Raw genomic sequence first — 23,688 nt, forward strand, 5'->3', positions numbered from 1 at the left:
CAGTTATCAGTGATCAGTTATCAGTTATCAGTTAATAGTTGTCAGTTAATAGTTGTCAGTCATCAGTTATGATCAGTCAACAATTATGTTCAGTAACCAGTTATCAGTTATTATCGGTAAACAGTGATCAGTTAACAACTATTGTCGATCAATAACTAGGTATTAACTGTTAACTGTTAACTATTAACTATTAACTATTAACTGATAACTGATTAAGGGGTTTCTGCGTCAGCCGTTGATTCTTCTGTAGAATCAGTTTCAGGAGCGGTTGCAACCTTCACCATGGCATGACGTAATACCTTTTCTCCCAATTGATAACCGTGCATTAAATCCTCAATTACCGTTCCTTCTGGGTAGGCATCCGTAGGTTCTCGCATCACCGCTTCATGTAAATTCGGGTCAAAAGGCTCTCCCTCTGGACGCATTACCGCTACCCCAAGTTGTTTCAGGGAATCTACCATTAATTTATAAACCCCCTGGTAACTTTTGTGGATATTCATTTCCGCATCGGTTTGGGGTTTAATTTGAGATCTAGCCCGATCAAAGTTATCTACCACCTGAAGTAACGGCTTCAGGGTTGACCCTTTAATGGAAATTTCTAAATCCTCTTTTTCCTTTTGAGTCCGTTTGCGGAAGTTCTCAAAATCCGCAGCTAGACGGCGATATTGCCCCGTGATATCTTCTAGTTGAGCTTTCAAGGAAGCATTAACTTCTACTAAGGCCATAACTTCAGCAGGAAAGCCCTCCCCGCTTGATTCTATTTCCTGACCAAAGGTGGTTTCGGGGGTAGCAGTTGTGTCCGTCGCCACAGAAGTTTCGGAGCTTGATTCTGTCGCGGTTGTGGCATCATGTTCGAGATCACCAAAACTTTTCGCTTCCGATTCAGAGGTTGAATAGGATTGACCCGTTAGTTCATCAGGATTATTCGCGGTTGAATTAGATACCATAATCGTAATTTGTCCTTATTAATCATAAAAAATAAGCGCGAGATTTCCTAAACCTTCAAGATATTAGGAGCAACCTCACTCTTGATCATCATGGCGTAAACGTTACTTCAAAAATTTTAACTGAATTGGAGCCATTCATTCCATCTCTGAGGGAACACCACAACACCGCAACACCGCAACAGTAAGATTTGTGAGGAGAAGTTGCCTTAAATCAGAAGTTCTTCCATTGAGTTGCCTCAAACTATTAAATCTTAAAATACAACCCCGTGAGCGAGGAAAAGCTATTATCAAGAAATTGAGTCTAAAACCCCGTGTTTCTAGCACGGATTTGGATTAAGATAGAGATGGTTGAAATCCCCAAGGTGGGCGGTTGTGAAGCGGCTGGACAATTTAAAGATATATAACTTAAGTCTAGGCTTTCACCAACCCCGCCCTAAAGGTGCGGGGATTGTCTAAACCAATTTAGACAACGAAAGAGGTGAATACCGCAAAAGACATAGCTTGGTACACACTTCCGAATACTTCCCTAGTTCGGACTATCTGTAAGCCTTATTGGTAAAGGCGTGTTTGTCAAGCCAAGACATCTTAGCTGTGTTGCGGGAAGGGACGAGAACAAGTAATTGGGTTATACCAAAATGCGAATCCCAGTAGTAGCTCAAGACAACAAGCCATTAATGCCAACCACACCAGCGAGAGCTAGGAAGTGGATTGAGTCTGGAAAAGCAGTTAAACGCTGGTCAGATTGTGGGCAATTTTATCTCCAATTAACGGTTGAGCCGAGTGGATACACAACCCAAAATATTGTGATTGGGATTGACCCTGGCAAGAAATTCTCTGGGATCGGTGTTCAGTCAGCTAAGTTTACACTATATACGGCTCATCTAATTTTACCGTTTCAGACAGTCCGTGAGCGCATGGATACAAGACGATTAATGCGTCGAAGTCGTAGAGGAAGAAGAATCAACCGGAAGATTGAGTTTTCAAAACGCAATCATCGCCAAAAACGTTTTAGTAATCGTCGCCAAGGTAAACTGGCTCCATCAATTCGTGCTAATCGTCAATTGGAATTGAGAATAGTTTCTGAATTATTCAAAATCTACCCAGTTGCAGAAATTAGATACGAGTACATCAAAGCTGATATTGACTTAACCAGTGGACGTAAACAAGCAAAATCTGGTAAAGGCTTCTCGCCTGTAATGGTGGGACAAAAATGGATGTGTGGTCAACTGGAAAAGTTTGCAACCGTAGTTAAGATTGAAGGTTATCGAACCGCATCAACTCGTAAATACTTGGGGTTAAAAAAGAACAAAACAGACAAATCTAAGGCTGAATTTAATACTCATGCAGTTGATGGCGTAGCTATTGCAGCAACAGCTTTTGTGAAGTATCGCCAATATCATACAGCAAAAACTGATGGTGCTAATTGGTTTGGTAATGTTGTAATTACAACTGCCCAATTCCGAGTGATTCGCAGACCGCCTTTTTCTCGTCGCCAACTTCACTTAATGCTCCCAGCAAAAGGTGGAATGCGTCGTAAGTATGGGGGTTCTACGACTCGTCATGGATTCCGTAAAGGGGACTTGGTTAAATCTCCCAAGGGTGTTGGTTATGTGTCAGGAGACACCGAAAGACAAGTATCTGTCAGCGATGCTAATTGGAAACGGTTAGGGCAGATTGCTTCTAGTAAAGTACAGTTAATTCGCCGTTCCAACGGGTTGATTGTTACTTAGAAGATTGTGTAAAGCCGTCCTTCGCTTCGCTAAAGGACGGGGTTTCAAACCCAGTTTTTCGATGACTAATACATCCCAAAGACGCGCCTTGGTTGTTCAAAGCAATACTCCCTTTGGCAACAAATTAATTCAATCTGGTTATATTAATCCTGAGCAACTTCAGCAGGCTATAAAAACAGCCCGCCCCGGTCAGCCCCTAACGGAAATTTTGGAATCAATTACGGGTCAGCCTCTGCCCCCGGAGTTAGCCCGTCAGTACAAAAAACAACAGTTATTTGAACTGAGAATTGTTCATGGGGTCGAAGCTTATGATCCTGAAATTGAACCGATGACGACGGAAGAACTCGAAGTCATGCTGAAATTTCTGGAGACGAGTTTAGAAACCTGTAAACGCCATCGCTTTATTCCCCTACGCACAGTCGAAAGTGATCCATCTTCAGTTTTGATTGCGATGGTTGACCCCGATAACCTAACGGCTTTGGAGGAATTAAGAAACCAAATTCTGCGACCCAAAGCCCTGAAGTTACAACGGCGGGTGATTACCCATGAAGATTATGATCAAATCATTTCTGCCTACAGTAATGAAGATGTTAAACGCAAAGCCGTCGAAGCTGCCATTCGTGAGAAAGAGAAATTAGAATTTACCGCCGGGGATTTTGACACTACAGACCTCGAAGATGTGGGGGATGAAGGCGGTGGGATGGATTTGGCCGACGAAATCCAAGAATCTGAAACCGCCCCGGTGATCAAAGCGGTGAACGTGATTTTAGCCAAAGCTCTCTCGGAAGGGGTGTCTGATATTCACGTCGAACCCCAAGAACATGAGATGCGGATTCGGATGCGTCGAGATGGGGTGTTGGAGGAATATTATAAATTTCCTAAAAAGGTGATTCCAGCCATTACCTCCCGGTTTAAAATTCTAGCGGAAATGGATATTGCCGAACGCCGTCAAGCCCAGGATGGCCGGATTCGTCGGAAGTTCCGAGGACGGACGGTGGATTTCCGTGTTAATAGTCTCCCCAGTCGCTACGGGGAAAAAATTGTTTTGCGGATTTTGGATAGTTCCTCAACTCAATTAGGGTTAGATAAATTAATTACTGATCAAGAAACCTTGGCCTTAGTTCGGGAAACCGCTTCTCGACCCTTTGGGTTGATTTTGGTGACTGGGCCAACGGGTTCAGGAAAATCAACCTCCTTGTATTCGGTTTTAGCCGAACGCAACGATCCAGCGATTAATATTAGTACGGCCGAAGATCCGATTGAATATGCCTTACCCGGAATTACCCAGTGTCAGGTAATTCGAGAGAAAAATTTAACTTTTGCTAATATTTTACGGGCGTTTTTACGACAAGATCCCGATGTTTTATTGGTGGGGGAAACGCGAGATTTAGAAACGGCTAAGACTTCTATTGAAGCCGCCTTAACCGGACACTTAGTATTAACTACTTTACACACAAACGACGCGGCCGGGGCGATCGCCCGTTTGGATGAAATGGGGGTAGAACCTTTCATGGTGTCGGCGGCCTTATTAGGGATTCTGGCTCAACGTCTGATGCGTCGGGTTTGTGGCGAGTGTCGGGTTCCCTATACCCCCACCAGTGAAGAACTAGGTCGCTATGGGTTATCTACTTCCCAAGAAGTCGATATTACCTTTTATAAAGCCAATACCATTCCGATTGAACAACGCAAGCATCTGACGGATGGGGGTCAGTTGTGCAAAAAATGTAATGGACTGGGTTACAAAGGTCGGGTGGGGGTGTACGAATTCTTGAAGGTGACTGAAAGACTGCAAACCCTAATTACCAAAGGTGCGCCCACGGAACAAATTAAGGAAGCAGCCGTTGAAGAAGGGATGAAAACCATCTTAGCCTACAGTTTGCAGCTAGTCCGCGAAGGCTATACCACCTTTGAAGAAGTGGAGCGGGTGACGTTTACCGATTCTGGTTTAGAAGCTGAACTCAAAGCCAAACGGAAACAGGGCTTAACCTGTAAGAGTTGTGAAGCGGAATTGAAACCAGAATGGTTAGATTGTCCCTATTGCATGACTCCACGCTTTACCAGCTAAACATGGGGGAAAATTGCTATTTCCCAAAGGTTTCCTGTGGGGTTTAGAACGGTTTCGGTGCTTAGTAAAACACAACTATTGGGAATACTAGGAGAAATTCTTAATTTTCACAGGTTTTGGGTTAACAGCAGGTTAATACCAGAACCGAGCAAATCGTTACAACCTAATTTAAAGGAGAAAAATAATGGGATTAATGATTGAAGACGCTTTAGAGTCTTTAGTCGAGCAGGGGGGGTCTGATATTCATATTCAAGCAGGCGCACCTATCTTTTTCCGAATTAGTGGAAAACTGACCCCTCAGCCTCAATTTGGGGAAACTCTATCCCCCGAAGAAGTGCAAGCTCTGATTTATCAAATGCTGAATAATATGCAGCGCAAGCAGTTAGAGCAGGAGTGGGAATTAGACTGTGCTTATGGGGTACGGGGACTAGCACGATTCCGGGTGAATGTCTATCGAGAACGGGGTTGTTGGGCTGCGTGTTTACGAGCTTTAGCCTCTAAGATTCCCAATGCGGATAAATTAGGAGTTCCCCAGGTGATTCGGGATATGACCGAACGCCCGAGGGGGATGGTGTTGGTAACTGGTCAAACGGGTTCGGGTAAAACCACAACCATGGCGGCTTTGTTAGACTTAATTAATCGGACTCGCTCGGAGCACGTCCTCACGGTGGAAGATCCAATTGAATATGTGTTTCCTAACATTAAAAGTTTATTCCACCAACGACAAAAAGGAGAAGACACTAAGAGTTTTGCGAATGCCCTAAAAGCGGCATTACGGGAAGACCCCGATATTATTCTGGTTGGGGAAATGCGAGATTTAGAAACTATTGGTCTAGCGATTTCTGCCGCTGAAACAGGTCACTTAGTCTTTGGAACTCTGCACACGAACTCGGCGGCGGCGACGGTAGACCGGATGTTAGACGTATTCCCGCCGATTCAACAACCCCAAGTCCGATCTCAGTTATCAGGTTCACTGGTGGGGGTTTGTAGTCAAAACTTGGTTCCCGCTATTGGGGGTGGTCGTCGGGCTTGTATCGAAATTATGATGAATACTCCGGCTATGGCCAACTTAATTCGGGAGGGAAAAACCGCTCAAATTTACTCCCAAATTCAAATGGGAGGGAAATTGGGAATGCAAACGATGGAAATGGCTTTGGCGAAACTCTATACCGAGGGTCAAGTCACTTGGGAAGCGGCGATGAGTAAATCGTCTAAACCCGATGAATTGGAACGTTTAATTGGCCCGGCTCCCTCGGCAACTAAGGGACAAAAAGCCAGAGCTTAATCAGTTATAGCAGGGAACACCGGAACAGCCCCCCCAAACCCCCCGTGCACGGGGGCTAGGGGGGGAGGGAACGCCGGATCTGGGAACACCGGAACACCGCAAGAAAAGATTTCTCTGTTCAGGTTTGCTGCCTCAGTCTATGTCCTCCCAGACCAGGCGCAACTGCTATATCAGTTATCAGTTATCAGTTATCGGTTATCAGTAAAAAATTAATACTGAGTAGGTAAAAATATATGTCAAGCAGTGCAGTTCGGAGTCAAGTCAGAAACAGAGGTTTCGACTTTAAACGAATCGAAGAAAGTATTAGTATTGCCCTCGCAAGTATTACCGTTAAAGATTTGGCAATTTTTGCTCGTCAGTTTGCCTCAATGTTTAACGCCGGAATTTCGATGGCAAAATGTTTAAGTGTATTATGTGATCAATGTAGTAATGCGAAGTTAAAAAATGCCTTAACTTTTATTCGGGCTGATGTGGAAGAAGGGGTAGAACTTTCCTTGGCCATGAGAAAATTCCCCGATATTTTTGATCAGCTTTTTATTAGTATGGTCTCGGCGGGAGAAACTGGGGGGGTGTTAGATGAAGTCTTAGAAAGACTAGCAGTAATGATGGAAAAAAACCACAAAACTAACGCCGAAATTAAGTCAGCTATGTCCTATCCCAAAACCGTTGGCTTTATTGCCATTGCGATCTTTTTTGGGATGACAACTTTTTTACTCCCCACCTTTGCGAAAGTGTTTCAGGATATTGGGGCAACACTGCCAGTATTTACGCAGATTATGCTCAATATTAGTTCCTTTTGTCGAACTTGGCCCCCGATTCCGCAAGCTATTGTGATCGGGACTTTGGTAGGAATATTAACGATTTATAAAGCCGTTTATAAAACTCCTGCTGGCAGAATGTTTTTTGATAGGCTATTTTTAAAGTTACCAATTTTTGGCAACCTGATTCAAATTTCTGCTGTGGCGCGGTTTTGTACAATTTTCGGCAGTTTAACCCGATCTGGGGTTCCAATTATGAACTCTTTGCAAATTGTGGAAGAAGTGGCGGGAAATGCGGCGATCGCTTTATGTATTGCCAATGCCAGAGATTCTATTCAACAAGGAGGTTTAATTAGTTTAGCCTTACAGGAAGGAAATGTATTTCCCGGGTTGGCAATTCAAATGATTGCTATTGGGGAAGAATCCGGGGAACTTGATAAAATGTTAATGAAAGTCGGGGCGTTCTATGAAACGGAAGTGGAAGAAGCCGTAAAAGGACTTACCAGTATGTTAGAACCTTTGATGATTGTTTTGGTTGCCGGAATTGTCGGTTCAATTTTGTTATCTATGTATTTGCCCATGTTTTCAGTCTTTGAAAAAATGGGTTAAACACATTAAGAAGGGAACACCGGAATAGGCAACAGGCAACAGAAAAGACTTAAGAAGGGAATAGGCAACAGGCAACAGCCTTAATATTCCCTGTTCCGGTGTTCCCTCCCCCCCTAGCCCCCCGTGCACGGGCGGGGGCTGTTCCGGTGTTCGTAATTTCAAATTAATTTTTTATTCAGGTTATGTCTATTCAAAAATCTCATTATGAAGCGTTGCTGGCAGAATATAGTAATTGTGAATCCGCGATTACTTTACTTAAGCAACATCGTCCTTATTTTGAAATGGTTCCGAGTATTCGCCGTTCTGATGATAGTGTGATTACGATTCCCTTACCCATTGTGCGTTTACGTCAGGGAGTTTCCTATTCAGGACAACAGGGAATTAGTATTAAACCTGGGGATGCGGTGGGTTTACCCTGTGATATTGTGATTCTAATGTGTGATCCAGAATGGAAAGTTAAAATTGGGCCGGAAATTTTTATTTTTATTCATCGTCCCCAAGAAGAATTATCGGATTTATTAAGGCGCTGGCGATTAACTCAAGTCTTATTAGATCAAGATTATGAATGGATTATGCCGCATCATTATAAATACGTTGAGTCTCAAGAGGCAGAGGATCTTTATCCTTTATTTGTTTTATATCCCGACACATCCGAATCAATTAAACGGGGATTAATTGGGGCTAATTTACCATTTGTGATCCACTCCTTAGAGGAGATAATTGACAATTATGAATACCCAGATTTCGATAAAATCCCATTAGAAGAATATCAAGAATTTGGTGGAGAATGAGGATCAACTTTGACACTTCATATAATTAATCTGGTTCCCGTTTATAACGTCGGGGGTTGCGTTCTCCAGGGTGACTTTGTTTCCTGTACCAGCGATACCATTCCCCAGAAATCCGAATGGAAAGCCATAGTAATAATAATGCAATTAATCCCCCCTGTTTAGGGGCATCGAAGGCAAAAATTACTAAGAAAACACAAAGAATATCCTGTGCTAAAATCACCCATAGGGGCAAACCCCGTAGACGATAAAATAATCCTGTTTGCACTAATTGTAAAACCAGAGCCAGTAAACCCGCAACAATGGCAATAATCCAATATAAGCCTTGTTGAACGTTAGTTACTTTTGCGATCGCTAAACCCAAAATAGCACCCACAAAGGGGCTAAATAGTAATTGTATTATTTGTAAAATCCGTTGTCCTAGTATTTTTTTCGATGCAAAAATTTCAAATAATGACCAACTAACGAGAACCCCAACAACGACCTGTGGAGAAAATTGAGACAGAAAAGGTACACTCGACCATAAATCATTTCGCAATAAACCAATAACCAGTAACGGTAAAGCAATCCTTAATCCCGCCGCCGCCGAAGCCGATAGCACCGCTAGAAGTTCAATCATAAATCAAAGTTAGGAACAAAATATTTTATACCAAAAATCAAATAGGGGGTCTGAGCCTGGTTTAAAGGATGATCTTATATTCTATATACTAATTATAATTTGGTTAAAAATGGGGATTTTATTCCCTCTATTCAAGAAATTAAGGTTTTCTATCAAAATTTATGTGTTTATAAACTGGGTTAATTCTATTATGACATATCTATTCTAACTGGGAACTTTTTAAGTCATTAAATGTCTATAAAATTCGGAGCAAATAGCACTAAAATGATGTCCAAATTCCTGATGAGTTTAATCGTTAGTATCATCTCTTTAAATCCCAGTTTATCCCTGGCTTTAGCAACACCTCCTAGGATTGATCAAAAAGTAGAATGTGATCTATTAGTGGTTGGGGGCGGACTTGCGGGAAGTGCGGCTGCTTATGAAGGGTTACTAGCAGGAAAAACCGTTTGTTTAACCGAAATTACCGACTGGGTTGGGGGACAAATTTCTGCCCAGGGAACCTCCGCCCTTGATGAAAGACCGACCCAAAGATCCCTTTTATTTTATCCGAGAGGGTATTTAGAATTACGAGCAGAAATTGAAAAAAAATATGGGATGCTTAACCCGGGTGCTTGTTGGGTTAGTGAAGCCTGTTTTATGCCAGAAGCTGGGCATGAAATATTATTAAAAATGTTTAAAAAAGCCGAAAAAAAAGGTAAAGGAAAGTTACAGTGGTTTCCCAATACTGTGATTAAAGATATGACAATTGTTAATAATCAAATTACCGAAGCGATCGCAATTCAACATATTTCTGCCCCGGGACAACCTCAATTAAATACAAAACCTTTATCTACTATTATTGATGATGCTTATGAGTATGAAAATTCACCAAAATTGGATAAAACAATTATTAGATTTATTCCTAGACAAAAAGCTAATCAAGGAGCCGATTGGTATATTATTGAAGCAACAGAAACCGGAGAAATTATTGGCTTAACTAATATTCCCCATCAACTCGGAATTGATCCCCGTTCTTCTCAAGAACCAACGGCATCTAGTATTACAAAAGATCCCTATTGTACTCAAGGATTTACCTATACTTTTGCAATGGAGGCGACTAAAAATCCCCAAATTCATGAAAAACCCCCATTCTATGAACAATATGCTCCCTATTATAGTTATGAATTACCCCGATTAGCCGATTTTAATTTAGTTTATACCTATCGGCGAATTCATAGTATGAATCCCAAAGAAAAACGTTCAGCAAATCCCAGGGAATGGCCGATTTATCCTGGGGATATTGCTATGCAAAATTGGACATGGGGAAATGATTATCGACCCGGAACCTCGGCGGATAATTTAATTTTAAGCCCCGCCCAATTAGCCGAAACTGGTCAACTTGAACCCGGAGGATGGAAGGGAGGTTTAAGAACAGAAACCTTGCGAAAAGGGGAAGAAAATGCTCAAGGTTTTTTCTATTGGTTAGTAGCAGGAACTACAGACTCCCAACTCGGTGAAGGGGTTAAACAAAAATATCCGAATTATCGCTATTTATCGGGTTTAAATTCTCCGATGGGAACCGTTCATGGGTTATCAAAATATCCCTATATCCGAGAAGGGAGACGAATAATTGGTCGTCCTTCTTATGGTCAAAAAGACGGATTTAGGGTATCAGAAATTGATATTTCTCGAAATAACTTTCGTCAAAATTGGTATCCTGAAAATTTAACTCCAGAAACCTATAGACTGCTATGGTTAGAGTTAGGAGGGTTAAACAGTTTACCCGCTTTTTCAGGACAAAAAACCATTGCAGAAATTAAAGCCCGTTCTCGGTCTACAATTTATCCTGATACCGTCGGAATTGGTCATTATGCGATTGATTTTCACCCCTGTTTAACCCTAAGTCCCCCGGAAACTCCAGGGAATACAGAACGCGAAGGAGAACGTCGCGGACAAGGACAAGCTTACCCCTTTCAAATTCCTTTAAGGGCGATGATTCCGCAAAAAATTGATAATCTATTAGTAGCTGGAAAAAGTATCGCCACCAGTCATATTGCGGCGGCGGCTTATCGGGTTCATTCCTTTGAATGGTCTGTGGGGGCGGCGGCGGGAACTACCGCAGCATTTAGCTTAAAAACCGAGATTTTTCCCTATCAATTAGTCGATGATTTACCCTATCGGGAACCAATATTAGAGGAGTTACAACGGTTATTAGAAAGCAATAATAATCCGATTTTATTCCCAGAAACGTCAATTTTTAATCAGTCTTGGGAAGATTGGAAATAATTAATATAAATAAATCCATGTTGTTGGGCTTTAGCCCCAAAAATCTAGGGGCTAAAGCCCAACAACGAAGTTTAAGACAATTATTAGGATATAATGGTGCATATTCTATTGATTGTAAGCAGAACAGATCATAATTATGAGATTAGACGAAGCGGTTGAATTTGCAGAAAATCCTGAACCTCGGTGTCCCTGCGTGTTGTTATTGGATACTTCCGCATCAATGCAAGGAGTTCCCATTGACGCCTTAAACGATGGACTAATGGCGTTTAGAAACGATTTAATTCGGGATGAACTCGCTAAAAAAAGGGTGGAAGTGGCAATTATTTCCTTTGATAATCAAGTTAAAATTGTACAGGATTTCGTTACTGCTGATCAGTTTGAACCACCTTTATTAACCGCCCAAGGTCAAACTTTTATGGGAACTGCTATTAACCAATCTTTAGATTTAGTGGCGGCGAGAAAGTTAGAATATCGTAATAATGGTATTACCTATTATCGTCCTTGGGTATTTATGATTACCGATGGTGAACCTCAAGGAGAAAATGATCGCGTTACAGAAGAAGCAACTCGACGCATTCAAGAGGAAGAATTTAAAAAACAGGTGGCATTTTTTGCCGTTGGAGTTGAAGGGGCAAATCTGGATAAATTAGCTCAAATTGTCCAGAGAACTCCGTTAAAATTGCGGGGTTTAGACTTTAGAGAAATGTTTATTTGGTTATCTACAAGTATGCAAACCGTTTCCCATTCTAAAGTTGATGAACAGGTGGCTTTACCCCCGCCAGGATGGGGAAGTGTTTAAGCAATTATTCATAAGAAATAGGAGTTTTTTATCCGTAGTTAAACTATATAAAATTACAATGAATTTAATGGGTCATTGGCAAGTTGTTGCAGCATCTGTTACCGGAAAAAGTCATGAAAAACACAATATTCCCTGTCAGGATGCCCAAGGTTATAAACGGTTATCTAATAATCAATTAATTTTTGCCGTAGCTGATGGGGCGGGTTCGGCAAAATTAGCGGATTTGGGAGCGAATATTGCGGTTAAAATAGCGTTAGAGACTCTGGAAAAACAGATTAATTCTGTTGATATTAATGTCGTTTGGGAAGATTATTTAAAATTGGCTTTAAACGAAGCTTTAACTGCTATTCAAAACGAATCTGTTACCCAAGAAATAGAAGTTAGGGAATTAGCAACTACTTTAATTATCGGTATAGCTACACCGGAATTAGTCGCCGTTGCTCAAGTGGGAGATGGGGCGATGGTTGTGGAAGATAAAACCGGAAATATTCTGGAATTAACCATACCAACCAGGGGAGAATATCTGAATGAAACTGTATTTTTAATTGCTCCTAATGCTGTTGAAAATGCCCAATTTAACCTCTGGTTAGGACAACCAAAATATTTAGCTGCTTTTTCCGATGGTTTACAAATGTTGGCGTTAAAAATGCCAGAAGGAAAACCCCATCACCCGTTCTTTTCTCCTCTGTTTAAATTTGTAGAAACTATCACCGATGAAACCGATGCTCAAGAACAGTTAATGGGGTTTTTGCGATCGCCTCGGTTAACACAAAGAACCGATGATGATCTAACATTAATCTTAGCTAGTTTTAACCCTTAATCTAATTCATCTGGGTTAATTCCCATCTGTCGTAAACGTTCTGCTAACCGTTGACTACGTTCGGTTTCTTGTCTTAATAATATTTCCGTTTCCTCTGCTCGTTGGTGTTCAGTTTCTGCCCGTTGACGTTCGGTTTCTGCCCATTGAATTTCCTGCTCTAACTGTTGGTTAATTTCCACATAAGACAAGAATTTTGCCCCATCAGGGTGATAGATTTGTAGTGGGTGTTCTGAAACTTCAAAACGAATCCCCAACCGAGGACTAACGTAATTTTCAGAGATTTCAATTACATCTAATCCCCCATCCCCACGTTGCCAACCTTGGAATTGATAATTGTCGGGATTATAAATATAATATTCCTCAACTCCGTAGCGTTCATAAAACACTAATTTCCGTTCCATTTCCGACTTCGTATTACCCGGAGAAAGAATTTCAAAAACTACTTGTGGGGCAATTCCTTCTTCCTTCCATTGCATATAGGAACCCCGTTTTCCTTTCGGTCTTCCTAATACCACTAAAACATCCGGTGCATTCACAATATGGGGTTTTCCCTCCACCGGATACCAGAACAAATCCCCGGCTACAAATACATTAGGATCATTAGCAAATAACCATTCTAAATTCTGTTCAATTGCTACAATCCAATTAAATTGTTCGGTATTATTTGCCATGGGTTTGCCATCGGTTTCGGGATAGATAATTTCCGTTGGGTTAAGAGTTGCAGGTTGAGAAACCATAACTTTAATTAAAATAAAGGAAATGAGGATCGCGGATTTAAGAGGATTTCACGGATTTCACGGATTTTAATCTGTGTTAATCTGCGTAATCCGTTTAATCCGTGATGCGGATTTCACGGATTTTAATCTGTGTTAATCTGCATTAATCTATCATACTATCTACTAAATAACCTATGATGCAGCAGATGAAGCTTAAAGAGTTATTAGCAAAAGTTGGAATATCAATATCTTCCGAGTCTCACCCGGCTTTAGAACAAGAAGTTAAGGGGTTAACGACGAACTCCATCGCTTGTCAACCGGGGGATTTATTCTTAGGAATGCCCGGAACTCGGGTCGATGGCGGGGAATTTTGGCCCAGTGCGATCGCCTCCGGTGCGGTAGCCGCGATTATTTCCCCAGCCGCCATCGAAAAAACCCAAGACCGCATTACCGCCGAACATCCCTGTATTATTCCCAGCGATAATCTCACCCAAGTCTGCGCCCAAATTGCCACGGCTTTTTATGACCATCCGGCGGAAAAATTGCGCCTGGTAGGGGTGACAGGAACCAATGGGAAAACCACAACCACCCATTTGATTGAATTTATCCTCAGCAATAGTAACCATCCCACAGCCTTACTGGGAACCCTGTACGCCCGTTGGCCAGGATTCCAAGAAACGGCAACCCATACCACCCCCTTTTCCGTAGAATTACAGGGACAACTGGCCCAGGCCGTAGCCGCCGGATGTGAGTTTGGGGCGATGGAGGTGAGTTCCCATGCGTTAGACCAGGGACGGGTTCTCGGTTGTCCGTTTCAAGTGGCCGTGTTCACCAATTTGACCCAAGATCATTTGGACTATCACCCGACGATGGAGGATTATTTTGCCGCCAAAGCGTTATTATTTAGTCCCGAATATCTCAAAGGTCGAGCGATTATTAACGCCGATGACCCTTATGGCCAAAGGTTAATAGCCCAATTGGGGGATAGGGCTTGGAGTTATAGCACCAGTGACTCAACGGCTGACCTGTGGGCGGATCAACTTTCCTATCAACCGACAGGGGTTAAGGGTGTTCTCCATACTCCCCAAACAGAGGCGGAATTTTATTTACCTTTGGTCGGCCAATATAATTTATCTAACCTGTTAGCTGCTGTCGGGGCGGGGTTAAGTTTAGGATTAGATTTAACTACCATTGTCGAAAAAACTGCTCAGTTTGAGGGGGTTCCGGGGCGGATGGAAAGGGTACAAATTAGCCCTGATCAGGATATTAGCGTAATTGTGGATTATGCTCACACCCCCGATAGTTTGGAGAATTTACTGAAGGCGTCCCGTCCGTTTATTCCGGGTCGGATGATTTGTGTATTTGGTTGTGGGGGCGATCGCGATCGCACCAAACGGCCGAAAATGGGGAAAATTGGGGCAGAATTAGCTGATATTGCGGTTGTGACTTCAGATAATCCCCGGACGGAAGACCCGGAACAGATTTTAAAAGATGTTTTGGCTGGAATTCCTGACAGGATCAAACCGATTGTAATTGTAGATCGAGCTAAAGCAATTCATACTGCTATTCTGGAGGCTAAACCTGGAGATGGGGTATTAATTGCGGGAAAAGGTCACGAAGATTATCAAATTTTGGGAACTGAAAAAATCCATTTTGATGATCGAGAACAAGCCCGGAATGCTTTAGCTATTCGGATCAAGTAACACCATAAAAATCAACCGAGTCACTAGATGGTCATAAAATTTGTTCTTCTCGTTGTTGCGCTTGGGCGCTCTTAAGCAAGGGCTAAAACAGCGAAAACTAAATTTTAATCTAGCAAATAATTATGACCATCTACTCTCTATAAAACTGAGTTTTTGTGGTATTTTTCCAGAGTCCTGAAACACCCCTAAAGAGGTAACTACGAAGATAACCAGGCTTGTTTAAAGATATAAACTGAGATAATAATTAAAAATATTCTAAACATTAAAGTCACGGTTTGATCAGATAATTTTGGTAAAAATCTAGTGCTAATTTGCGCTCCTAATAATCCTCCTAAACCTAAAACAATTCCTGGAATCCATAATACATTTCCTTGCATTGCGTGTCCAATGCAAGCAGAAATAGCGGTAATCATAATCACGCCTAAACTGGTTTGAATAGCAACTTTAATGGTTTCTCCTAATAGTAATATTTGCAAAGGAACCATAATAATTCCTCCACCAACTCCAAATAATCCGGCTAAAATTCCGGCGGAACTTCCGGTTAAAATCCGAGCAAAAACGGGATTAAATGGAATATTATCCTCAGAATTAATAGTAGATTCAGAGATTTGTTGTTCCTCTAGTTGTTTTTTGTTTGCTGTTATTTGTTTACGAACTTCTACTAAATAAACATTTAATAATAATAAGCAGCCAAATAAAAATAATAATAATTTAGGGGTAAATATTCCCGCCAAAAACACCCCTATTTGTGCCGTTAATACCGAAGGAAATCCAATTCCAATTACTTTATTTAAACTCAGATATCCCATGCGCCAATTTTGAAAACTTCCAGAAATAGCCGTAATCACAATGGATAAACTACTTGTAGCCACCGCTTGAATAGGCGTATATCCTAATGCTAATAATAATGGAACTAAAACCGTCCCGCCCCCTATTCCTAAAAATCCTGCTAAAATTCCAGCAATTAATCCTCCACCTGCTAAAATAATTAATTGAAATGTAGTCATTTTGTTTTTTTGTAATAGATAACCATAATTATGACAATTATTCAGAAAATTATACAATTTCTATATACAATTTTCACCCAACCCATTAGAGTCGGTGAAATCACGATTTCGGTTAGTTTAATTATTACGGTAATTATATCACTATTAGTCGTCATTTTCTTCGCTAGATTAGTGACAAACTGGCTACGGGATAAATTATTGATCAAATGGGGATTTGATGAAGGAAGTCGAGAAGCGATCGCTACAATTTTTTATTATTTTATCATCTCATTAGGGTTTATTATTGTTCCTCAAGCCTGCGGTTTAGATATTCGATCTTTAGCGTTTTTAGCCGGGGGTTTAGGGATTGGAATTGGGTTAGGATTTCAAGGATTATTCCAGAATTTTGTCAGTGGATTAATCCTACTAATTGAACGTCCGGTAAAAGTAGGAGATTATATTGAAATTGATGATTTAGAAGGTAATATTAAAAAAATATCAATTCGCGCTACAACAATTTTAACCAATGATGGAATCTCAATTATTGTCCCCAATCAAAGTTTAGTTAATGCTAATATTATTAACTGGAGTTATGGAAATATTAATAGTAGAATTCATATTAAAGTTCCCGTAGCTTATGGAAGTGATCCGGTGTTAGTTACAGAAGTTTTATTAACCGTTGCTCGTCAAGAATCTAGGGTTTTATCCTATCCCGCTCCTCAAGTTTGGTTAAGAAATTTTGGAGATGATTGTATTAACTTTGAACTCTTAGTTTGGATTGATCAACCCAAAGCCAGACTTCCGATTCAAAGTGCTTTAAACTATATGATTGAAAATGCTTTTAAAAAAAACAATATTACTATTCCCCTCCCCCAAAGAGATTTCTGGATTAAAAACCCCGAAGCTCTAAGAATGATTTTCAATTCCCATCCAACTGCTGTTAATTCTGAGGTTGAAACCCAATCTTTTCCGATTCAAGCCATTGAAAATTCTCAAGGGTTAGAACTAGAATCTATCAATCATATATCCCTACGAGATTTATTGAGAAAAGTTGTTTATTTTGAACAGTTAACCGAACTGGAAATATTAGGATTAATTGAACAAGGTTATCGAGAAACCGTTGTTTCTGGAGCCTTTATTTTCCATGAAGGAGATCCAGGGGATGCGTTTCATATTATTCTTTCAGGTTCCGTAGAAATTCTATCAGAAAAACTCGATAAACAGATTAGAAATTTACAAGCGGGAGACTTCTTTGGGGAACTAGCTTTAATTATGGGAATCCCCCGCACGGCGGCGGCTAGAACCATAGAAACAACAATTTTATTTGTGGTAGATAGAAATGTATTTCATTATTTTTTATCTAAATATCCCCAAGTCGCGGATCAAATTGCAGAAAAATTAGTTGAACGCAAACAGGAATTAGTTGAACGTCAGCAACTATTAAGAGAAATGGGAGTATTAGGGGAAGAAGAAGATTTAGAGATCAATCCTCTGGTCTGGATCAGGGAGCGCATGAAATCACTATTTGGAATTTAAAAGTAAAAATAATATTAATTAATTTTTAGGCAATTTTATGGATACTTTCCCTATAGTGATATAGCAGGGAACAGCCCCCGCCCGTGCACGGGGGCTAGGGGGGGAGGGAACAGGGGGGAAAACACTTTACCGTCTGGGTTACAAGATCCGTCTGGTGTCTTAACTACCTTGGCGGTTACTATAAAAGAAGGATTACTTTTTGTTGCTCCATCAGATCAGTGAAATTACGCAAATTTGCGAAAAAGTGCGATCTTACCGAATTATTTTTCCGAATAAATACTGTTTTTTTTTCAAGAGAACCCTGATAGAATCAAGCCAAATCTGATGAACAGTAGTATTAATAAAATAACTTCCTACTGTTCATCAATATCCCCATTTTTGGTTAAAAATTTCCATGTTAAGACAATCTGATGTAGCTCGAATGTTAGGAGTTTCTCATCAACGGGTCTCTCAATTAAGACTTAGACGTCGTATTGAGTTTACCTGGAATCGGAACTTAAAAACCTGGGTCACAACGATCGCCGAAGTTGAATATTTTCTAGCCCGTCGAACCGAGCGTTCTACTATAATTAAAAATTAGGAACTATTCTTAATCTATAGCCGAAAATCGGGAATAATGGGATTGTCATAGCTTTTCAGCCCAAAAAAGTCTAAATTAGCTTAATAAGCTGAGAATATGTCCCAATTTCCCGATATTAATTTCCATTAAACCTTCAGATTTTAAGATTAACTGTTATATTTTTTTCTCTTGGTGAGACTTCCGAACACCTAACACCTAATTTTCGGTGAACCGTACTAAAAAAGTCGTGAAAATAAGATAAACTACTTTAATAGAGTTGGGTATAGTAAAAAAGTGTTATAGGAAATCTTTAACTTAGAACCTTCCTAATATTGTTAATTTTCGATCAATTAATTACCATTAAAGTAGAGGATAAATATGCAACCTACCGATCCGAATAAGTTTACAGAAAAAACCTGGGAAGCCTTAGCCCGGACTCCCGATCTGGTCAAACAATCCCAACAGCAACAAATTGAAACTGAACACTTGATGAAAGCGTTGCTGGAACAGGAAGGATTAACTAAAAATATCCTGAGTAAAGCGGGAATATCCGTTGGTCAGTTTCGAGAAAAAACTGATAGCTTTATTAATCGTCAACCTAAAATAACTGGGACAATTGCTAATGTTTATTTAGGTCGAAGTTTAGACACTCTGCTGGATAAAGCCGAAGCCTATCGTCAAGAATACAAAGATGAGTTTATTTCGGTTGAACATCTATTTTTAGCTTATCCTAAAGATGATCGCTTTGGCAAGGCTTTATTTCAAGAATTTCACTTAGATGAAACCAAACTCAAATCAATTATTACTCAAATCAGAGGAAACAATAAAGTGACTGATCAAACACCCGAAAACAAATATGAATCCCTAGAAAAATATGGTCGAGATTTAACCGAAGCCGCCCGCCAAGGAAAACTTGATCCGGTAATTGGACGAGATGATGAAATTCGTCGGACTATACAAATTTTAAGCCGCAGAACTAAAAATAATCCGGTATTAATTGGGGAGCCAGGTGTGGGTAAAACTGCGATCGCTGAAGGACTCGCCCAACGAATTATTGCTGGAGATGTGCCTCAATCTTTGCAAGAAAGACGGTTAATTGCCTTAGATATGGGGGCGTTAATTGCCGGGGCAAAATTCCGAGGGGAATTTGAAGAACGCCTAAAAGCAGTATTAAAAGAAGTTACCGATTCTAATGGAGCAATTATTCTATTTATTGATGAAATTCATACCGTTGTGGGGGCGGGTGCAACCCAAGGAGCGATGGATGCCGGGAACCTATTAAAACCTATGTTAGCCCGGGGAGAATTGCGCTGTATTGGGGCAACAACCCTAGACGAATATCGCAAGTATCTTGAAAAAGATCCCGCCTTAGAACGACGTTTTCAGCAGGTTTATGTTGATCAACCCACCGTTGAAGATACTATCTCAATTTTACGCGGATTAAAAGAACGTTATGAAGTGCATCATGGGGTAAAAATTTCCGATAGTGCCTTAGTCGCGGCGGCGGTCTTATCAACTCGATATATTAGCGATCGCTTTTTACCCGATAAAGCCATTGATTTAGTCGATGAATCTGCGGCTAAATTAAAGATGGAAATTACATCTAAACCAGAACAATTAGATGAAATTGATCGGCGAATTTTGCAATTAGAAATGGAACGTTTATCGCTCAAAAAAGAAAGCGATGCTGCATCTTTAGAACGTTTAGAACGGATAGAAACGGAATTAGGAACATTAAAACAAGAACAACAAAGCCTGAGTTCCCAATGGCAATCTGAGAAAAAAGTGATTACTGATATTCAATCCATCAAAGAAGAAATTGATCGGGTTAATATTGAAATTCAGCAAGCCGAACGTAACTATGATTTAAACCGAGCGGCGGAATTAAAATATGGGAAAATGGAAGAACTCAAGAAAAAACTTAAAGCCATAGAAGCCCAATTAGAGAATACTCAAATCAGTGGCAAAACCCTATTGCGGGAGGAAGTCACCGAAGCCGATATTGCGGAAATCATCTCAAAATGGACAGGGATTCCGATTAGTAAATTAGTCGAGTCAGAAATGCAAAAACTTCTAACTTTAGAAGATGAATTACATCACCGAGTTATCGGTCAAGATGAAGCAGTAACGGCCGTTGCTGATGCCATTCAACGGTCAAGAGCGGGGTTATCTGATCCCAACCGTCCCGTCGCCAGTTTCATCTTTCTCGGCCCCACAGGAGTCGGGAAAACGGAGTTAGCAAAAGCCTTAGCTTCCTATTTATTTGATACGGAAGAAGCGATGGTGCGAATTGATATGTCGGAATACATGGAAAAACACGCGGTTTCCCGTTTAATTGGGGCGCCTCCGGGGTATGTGGGATATGACGAAGGGGGGCAATTAACCGAAGCAATTCGTCGCCGTCCTTACACTGTAATTCTGTTTGATGAAATCGAAAAAGCCCATCCCGATGTGTTTAATATAATGTTGCAAATCCTTGATGATGGCAGGGTTACGGACGCACAGGGTCATACTGTTGATTTCAAAAATAGCATTATTATTATGACCAGTAATGTGGGATCACAGTATATTTTAGATGTGTCGGGTTCTGATTCCCAATATGAAGAAATGCGGAGTCGGGTATTAGAAGCAATGCGGGCAAGTTTCCGGCCGGAATTTCTGAACCGAATTGATGAAATGATCATTTTCCATGCCTTACAAAAATCGGAATTGCGACAAATTGTTTGTCTGCAAGTTGAACGTTTATCGAAACGTTTAGTCGAACGGAAAATGACGTTAAAATTATCGGATTCTGCCTTAGATTTCTTAGCAGAAGTCGGTTATGATCCGGTGTATGGTGCTCGGCCGTTAAAACGGGCAATTCAACGGGAATTAGAAACACCTATTGCTAAGGCAATTCTTCGCAGTGAATTTGTGAATGGGGATACAATTTTTGTGGATATCGAAAACGAACGATTAGTTTTTAAACGTTTACCCCTGGAATTGTTAACTGTTCAAGAGTGATAAATTGATCTTTTTTTCTTACCTCTTACCTGATCGGTAAGGGGTATTTTATATCTGTAAATAGAACAATAAACTAGGTTTCTAAAAAAAAATTGTCCAATATTTACTCTATTTCCTAATCTTGAATTTACCCAAAAAACTCCTCATATTGATCATGACTACCAATCCAAAACCATGTAACTGTATCCTCTTGTAAAATTCCAATCGCGCGATAACTTCGCGTAATTCTGACTGACCAAATATCCTCATCACGATTAATACACTTAAAGTGTAAAGAGGGATAAAAAGGATTATTTGACCATAAACGATACGCTTTCCTCGCTTCTTTACGAATGTTCAGTGGAAGGCGATGATATTCTGACCAAAAAGACGGTAAGGTAGCAGACCTCATAATTGCTCATAGTCCATTGGTTGTGCTTGTCCTTGAGCAATTTGTTGTTTTGCCAGTTTTGCTGCTGCGACTAACTTGCTTTGGTTTTTTTGAAAAGATTGATCCCACTGCAATTCATCTTCAAAATCGGCGTTTTTATTTTTTATATCTCTAATATATTTTCGTAAATGCTCAATAAGCTGTTGCTGTTGAGCATCTGTAAGAGATTCTATGATTTTAACAACTGTTGCTATATTTTCTCTTGACATTGTTGCTTCGGGTGGTACTCATTAATTAGAATATTTGGATTATAACACCCATTAACTTTGGAAAGAGAAACCGGGTTTCTGAACATCTGCATTGGTACAACGTTAGAGATTTAATCTATTCCCTATTGGATGAATAGTGGTATAATTAGCCATATTCCTAATTGCTGAATTTACTGTAAGTGTATGAGTAATTTGCAGGAGATTGAAAGTGCTGTCAGTCAATTAACGAAAGAGGAACTAGCCGCTTTCCGGGTGTGGTTTGCAGAATTTGATGCAGAAATATGGGATCGGCAATTTGAAGAAGATGTTACAGCAGGTCGGCTCGATGGGCTGGCTCAAAAAGCACTGCAACATCTACGGGAAGGACGTTGTACCGACCTGTGAAATATCGTGCAACCCCCGATTTCTGGTATTACTATCGACAGTTACCGAATGAGATTCAAGAAAAATAACGCCGCAATTTTCCTGATGAAATACCATGATAGGGAATACCAACTTGCTCGACCAGTTGTTTCTCAATACCTTGACTAGAGCCAATATATTCCACATTCCACCCTTCAGCTTCAAGGCTGGGAATCAGGGCGAGATTGGGGCTAACATGACCAGCAGTACCGCCGCCCGTGAGTACAATTTTGGGTTTCTGATTTTCTAAGTTCGATGGATATTTGGTCTGATTAGTTGCGCCCACGGGTTTCTAGCTACTTAGCGATTTGATGATGGCTTTCTAATATATAGCGCTATGCAGTGTCAAAGATAAAGATTGCAAGTTAAATTTGCGGGGCTACGCCTAAAAAACCAAAAAGCGTAAGGCGGTGCGGAGCGCTGCCTTACGCTAACAATGACTACAGCTATATTTAGGCGCTAAAAATAGATTTTTATGTAAAAATTAACTAACGAAATAAAAGCTCAGAACGCCCAAATTATGAACCAAATCTGGCAAGATTTCAAGAAACCCATCCGTAATAGTCTTAAATATGCCAAGGTTTTAGTCAAAGGATATCCATTCCATTATGCTAATCAGCAAAATCACGATCATCGCGATCGCTACTTGTACAAATGGACTGAGTTCAGTACGCCAATACCTGATCGTGGTACCTTTCAAATTCGGGCTAATCGGATTTGGAACTTGAAACTTGCTTCTCAAAAACTGAACTGCCTTGACATCAATCCACAAAAGATTTTCAGCTTTAGCGCTCGCATTGGTGAACCGACTAAAGCGAATGGATTTCGAGAGGCTCCAGTATTTGTCCGTGGTCAAGTGCTAACCGATGTGGGTGGAGGATTGTGCCTAATTGCTACTAATGTTTTCAATACTTTACTTTATGCAGGATGCGAGATTTTAGAACGACATTGCCATAGTATCGATGCCTATGGAGAATCAAGATTTTATGAATTAGGGCAAGATGCGGCGGTAGCGAATGGATATAAAGATTTAATCATTCGCAATCACAGTCAAATCCCTTTGCAACTGCGCTTTGAAGTATTAGAAAAAGAAGGCAAAGTTGAGTCTAGTCTTTGGGGTAATGCACCAAAACCTTGGCAAGTAAGAGTGGAATCGCAAATAGTTGAGCAGTTACATCCACCGGATTCTGAATATCTATCAGGTTGGATCGTCAAAACTTCGCGCTATATCAAAAGCGAATTAGATCAGTCTTCGATATGGCAACGTGATTATGAGGCTGTTAGCTGTTATCAGCCATGCATAAAGTCTTAAATTATTATCCCCAACGTCCAATCACAATCCTCACTGTGCCATCTTCTAAAATTTCCTGCTGCTCGATCGCAAAACCCTGTTGAGTGGCACTCTCTAAAACTGTTCTCGCCCCATATTGCTGCGCGATCGCCCCTAGTAATTTAAATA

General features: G+C 40.6%; 21 protein-coding genes and 1 pseudogene. 14 read left to right on the forward strand and 8 right to left on the reverse strand.

Annotated elements, in window-relative coordinates:
- Nucleotides 1-212 precede the first annotated feature (212 nt).
- Entirely contained in the window at nucleotides 213-947 is a 735-nt protein-coding gene (gene grpE, locus NMG86_RS18610) for a nucleotide exchange factor GrpE (protein WP_026796229.1), read from the reverse strand.
- Between the two features lie 635 nt (nucleotides 948-1,582).
- On the opposite strand from grpE, the gene NMG86_RS18615 reads away from it, so the two are divergent.
- From NMG86_RS18615 to NMG86_RS18635, 5 genes are all read left to right on the forward strand, one after another.
- Nucleotides 1,583-2,677 carry an RRXRR domain-containing protein gene (locus NMG86_RS18615; RefSeq protein ID WP_036832703.1) on the forward strand — a complete coding sequence of 365 codons (1,095 nt, stop codon included), beginning with the start codon at nucleotides 1,583-1,585 and terminating at the stop codon, nucleotides 2,675-2,677.
- Nucleotides 2,678-2,738: 61 nt separating this feature from the next.
- Complete coding sequence (locus tag NMG86_RS18620; protein ID WP_026785694.1) at nucleotides 2,739-4,742, forward strand: GspE/PulE family protein; 2,004 nt, start codon at nucleotides 2,739-2,741, stop codon at nucleotides 4,740-4,742.
- Between the two features lie 184 nt (nucleotides 4,743-4,926).
- On the forward strand, nucleotides 4,927-6,027 hold the full coding sequence (locus tag NMG86_RS18625; protein WP_036832404.1) for a type IV pilus twitching motility protein PilT: 1,101 nt from the start codon (nucleotides 4,927-4,929) through the stop codon (nucleotides 6,025-6,027).
- A 233-nt stretch (nucleotides 6,028-6,260) separates the two neighbouring features.
- Entirely contained in the window at nucleotides 6,261-7,394 is a 1,134-nt protein-coding gene (locus NMG86_RS18630) for a type II secretion system F family protein (RefSeq protein WP_026785692.1), read from the forward strand.
- Between the two features lie 182 nt (nucleotides 7,395-7,576).
- Entirely contained in the window at nucleotides 7,577-8,185 is a 609-nt protein-coding gene (locus NMG86_RS18635; protein WP_026796230.1) for a hypothetical protein, read from the forward strand.
- A gap of 25 nt (nucleotides 8,186-8,210) precedes the next feature.
- Here NMG86_RS18635 and NMG86_RS18640 read toward each other — a convergent pair whose 3' ends face one another.
- Nucleotides 8,211-8,801 (reverse strand): DUF4126 domain-containing protein, encoded by a 591-nt coding sequence (locus NMG86_RS18640; protein WP_026785690.1) that lies wholly within the window; start codon nucleotides 8,799-8,801, stop codon nucleotides 8,211-8,213.
- Between the two features lie 264 nt (nucleotides 8,802-9,065).
- Here NMG86_RS18640 and NMG86_RS18645 point away from each other — a divergent pair, with 264 nt between their 5' ends.
- From NMG86_RS18645 to NMG86_RS18655, 3 genes are all read left to right on the forward strand, one after another.
- Complete coding sequence (locus NMG86_RS18645) at nucleotides 9,066-11,066, forward strand: FAD-dependent oxidoreductase (RefSeq protein ID WP_043939565.1); 2,001 nt, start codon at nucleotides 9,066-9,068, stop codon at nucleotides 11,064-11,066.
- Nucleotides 11,067-11,202: 136 nt separating this feature from the next.
- Entirely contained in the window at nucleotides 11,203-11,865 is a 663-nt protein-coding gene (locus NMG86_RS18650) for a vWA domain-containing protein (RefSeq protein WP_026785688.1), read from the forward strand.
- Nucleotides 11,866-11,923: 58 nt separating this feature from the next.
- Nucleotides 11,924-12,685: a PP2C family serine/threonine-protein phosphatase gene (locus NMG86_RS18655; RefSeq protein ID WP_026796232.1), complete on the forward strand. Its 762-nt coding sequence runs from the start codon at nucleotides 11,924-11,926 to the stop codon at nucleotides 12,683-12,685.
- Here the strand turns inward: NMG86_RS18655 and NMG86_RS18660 are convergent.
- Nucleotides 12,682-13,422, reverse strand: a complete 741-nt coding sequence (locus NMG86_RS18660; protein WP_026796233.1) for a Uma2 family endonuclease — start codon at nucleotides 13,420-13,422, stop codon at nucleotides 12,682-12,684. The genes NMG86_RS18655 and NMG86_RS18660 overlap by 4 nt on opposite strands.
- A 185-nt stretch (nucleotides 13,423-13,607) precedes the next feature.
- Here NMG86_RS18660 and NMG86_RS18665 point away from each other — a divergent pair, with 185 nt between their 5' ends.
- Nucleotides 13,608-15,104, forward strand: a complete 1,497-nt coding sequence (locus NMG86_RS18665) for a UDP-N-acetylmuramoyl-L-alanyl-D-glutamate--2,6-diaminopimelate ligase (protein WP_026785685.1) — start codon at nucleotides 13,608-13,610, stop codon at nucleotides 15,102-15,104.
- A gap of 197 nt (nucleotides 15,105-15,301) precedes the next feature.
- Here NMG86_RS18665 and NMG86_RS18670 read toward each other — a convergent pair whose 3' ends face one another.
- On the reverse strand, nucleotides 15,302-16,111 hold the full coding sequence (locus NMG86_RS18670; protein ID WP_026785684.1) for a sulfite exporter TauE/SafE family protein: 810 nt from the start codon (nucleotides 16,109-16,111) through the stop codon (nucleotides 15,302-15,304).
- Between the two features lie 30 nt (nucleotides 16,112-16,141).
- Between NMG86_RS18670 and NMG86_RS18675 the strand changes: the two genes are divergently transcribed.
- The 3 genes from NMG86_RS18675 (at nucleotide 16,142) to clpB (ending at nucleotide 21,188) form a co-directional block, all read left to right on the forward strand.
- Nucleotides 16,142-17,626, forward strand: coding sequence for a mechanosensitive ion channel domain-containing protein (locus NMG86_RS18675; protein ID WP_026796234.1), 1,485 nt, complete (start codon nucleotides 16,142-16,144; stop codon nucleotides 17,624-17,626).
- Between the two features lie 394 nt (nucleotides 17,627-18,020).
- Entirely contained in the window at nucleotides 18,021-18,206 is a 186-nt protein-coding gene (locus tag NMG86_RS18680; protein ID WP_026785682.1) for a hypothetical protein, read from the forward strand.
- Nucleotides 18,207-18,563: 357 nt separating this feature from the next.
- Nucleotides 18,564-21,188, forward strand: a complete 2,625-nt coding sequence (gene clpB / locus NMG86_RS18685) for an ATP-dependent chaperone ClpB (protein ID WP_026796129.1) — start codon at nucleotides 18,564-18,566, stop codon at nucleotides 21,186-21,188.
- A gap of 127 nt (nucleotides 21,189-21,315) precedes the next feature.
- On the opposite strand, the gene NMG86_RS18690 is transcribed toward clpB, so the two are convergent.
- Nucleotides 21,316-21,579 carry a ParE family toxin-like protein gene (locus tag NMG86_RS18690; RefSeq protein WP_026785680.1) on the reverse strand — a complete coding sequence of 88 codons (264 nt, stop codon included), beginning with the start codon at nucleotides 21,577-21,579 and terminating at the stop codon, nucleotides 21,316-21,318.
- Nucleotides 21,576-21,827, reverse strand: coding sequence for a hypothetical protein (locus NMG86_RS18695; RefSeq protein ID WP_026785679.1), 252 nt, complete (start codon nucleotides 21,825-21,827; stop codon nucleotides 21,576-21,578). The genes NMG86_RS18690 and NMG86_RS18695 overlap by 4 nt, the downstream gene beginning before the upstream one ends.
- A 183-nt stretch (nucleotides 21,828-22,010) precedes the next feature.
- On the opposite strand from NMG86_RS18695, the gene NMG86_RS18700 reads away from it, so the two are divergent.
- Nucleotides 22,011-22,211: a hypothetical protein gene (locus tag NMG86_RS18700; RefSeq protein WP_026796235.1), complete on the forward strand. Its 201-nt coding sequence runs from the start codon at nucleotides 22,011-22,013 to the stop codon at nucleotides 22,209-22,211.
- A gap of 55 nt (nucleotides 22,212-22,266) precedes the next feature.
- On the opposite strand, the gene NMG86_RS18705 is transcribed toward NMG86_RS18700, so the two are convergent.
- A complete protein-coding gene (locus NMG86_RS18705) occupies nucleotides 22,267-22,515 on the reverse strand; it encodes a glycosyltransferase (RefSeq protein ID WP_026796236.1) in 249 nt (82 codons plus the stop codon).
- 234 nt (nucleotides 22,516-22,749) lie between these two features.
- Between NMG86_RS18705 and NMG86_RS18710 the strand changes: the two genes are divergently transcribed.
- Nucleotides 22,750-23,541, forward strand: coding sequence for a VanW family protein (locus NMG86_RS18710; protein ID WP_026796237.1), 792 nt, complete (start codon nucleotides 22,750-22,752; stop codon nucleotides 23,539-23,541).
- 4 nt (nucleotides 23,542-23,545) lie between these two features.
- Here the strand turns inward: NMG86_RS18710 and NMG86_RS18715 are convergent.
- Nucleotides 23,546-23,677 (reverse strand): annotated as a pseudogene (locus NMG86_RS18715) (DUF1257 domain-containing protein); the annotation flags it as partial.
- Nucleotides 23,678-23,688: the final 11 nt, after the last annotated feature.

The sequence above is a fragment of the Planktothrix rubescens CCAP 1459/22 genome, from assembly GCA_904830895.1.
GTDB lineage: Bacteria > Cyanobacteriota > Cyanobacteriia > Cyanobacteriales > Microcoleaceae > Planktothrix > Planktothrix agardhii.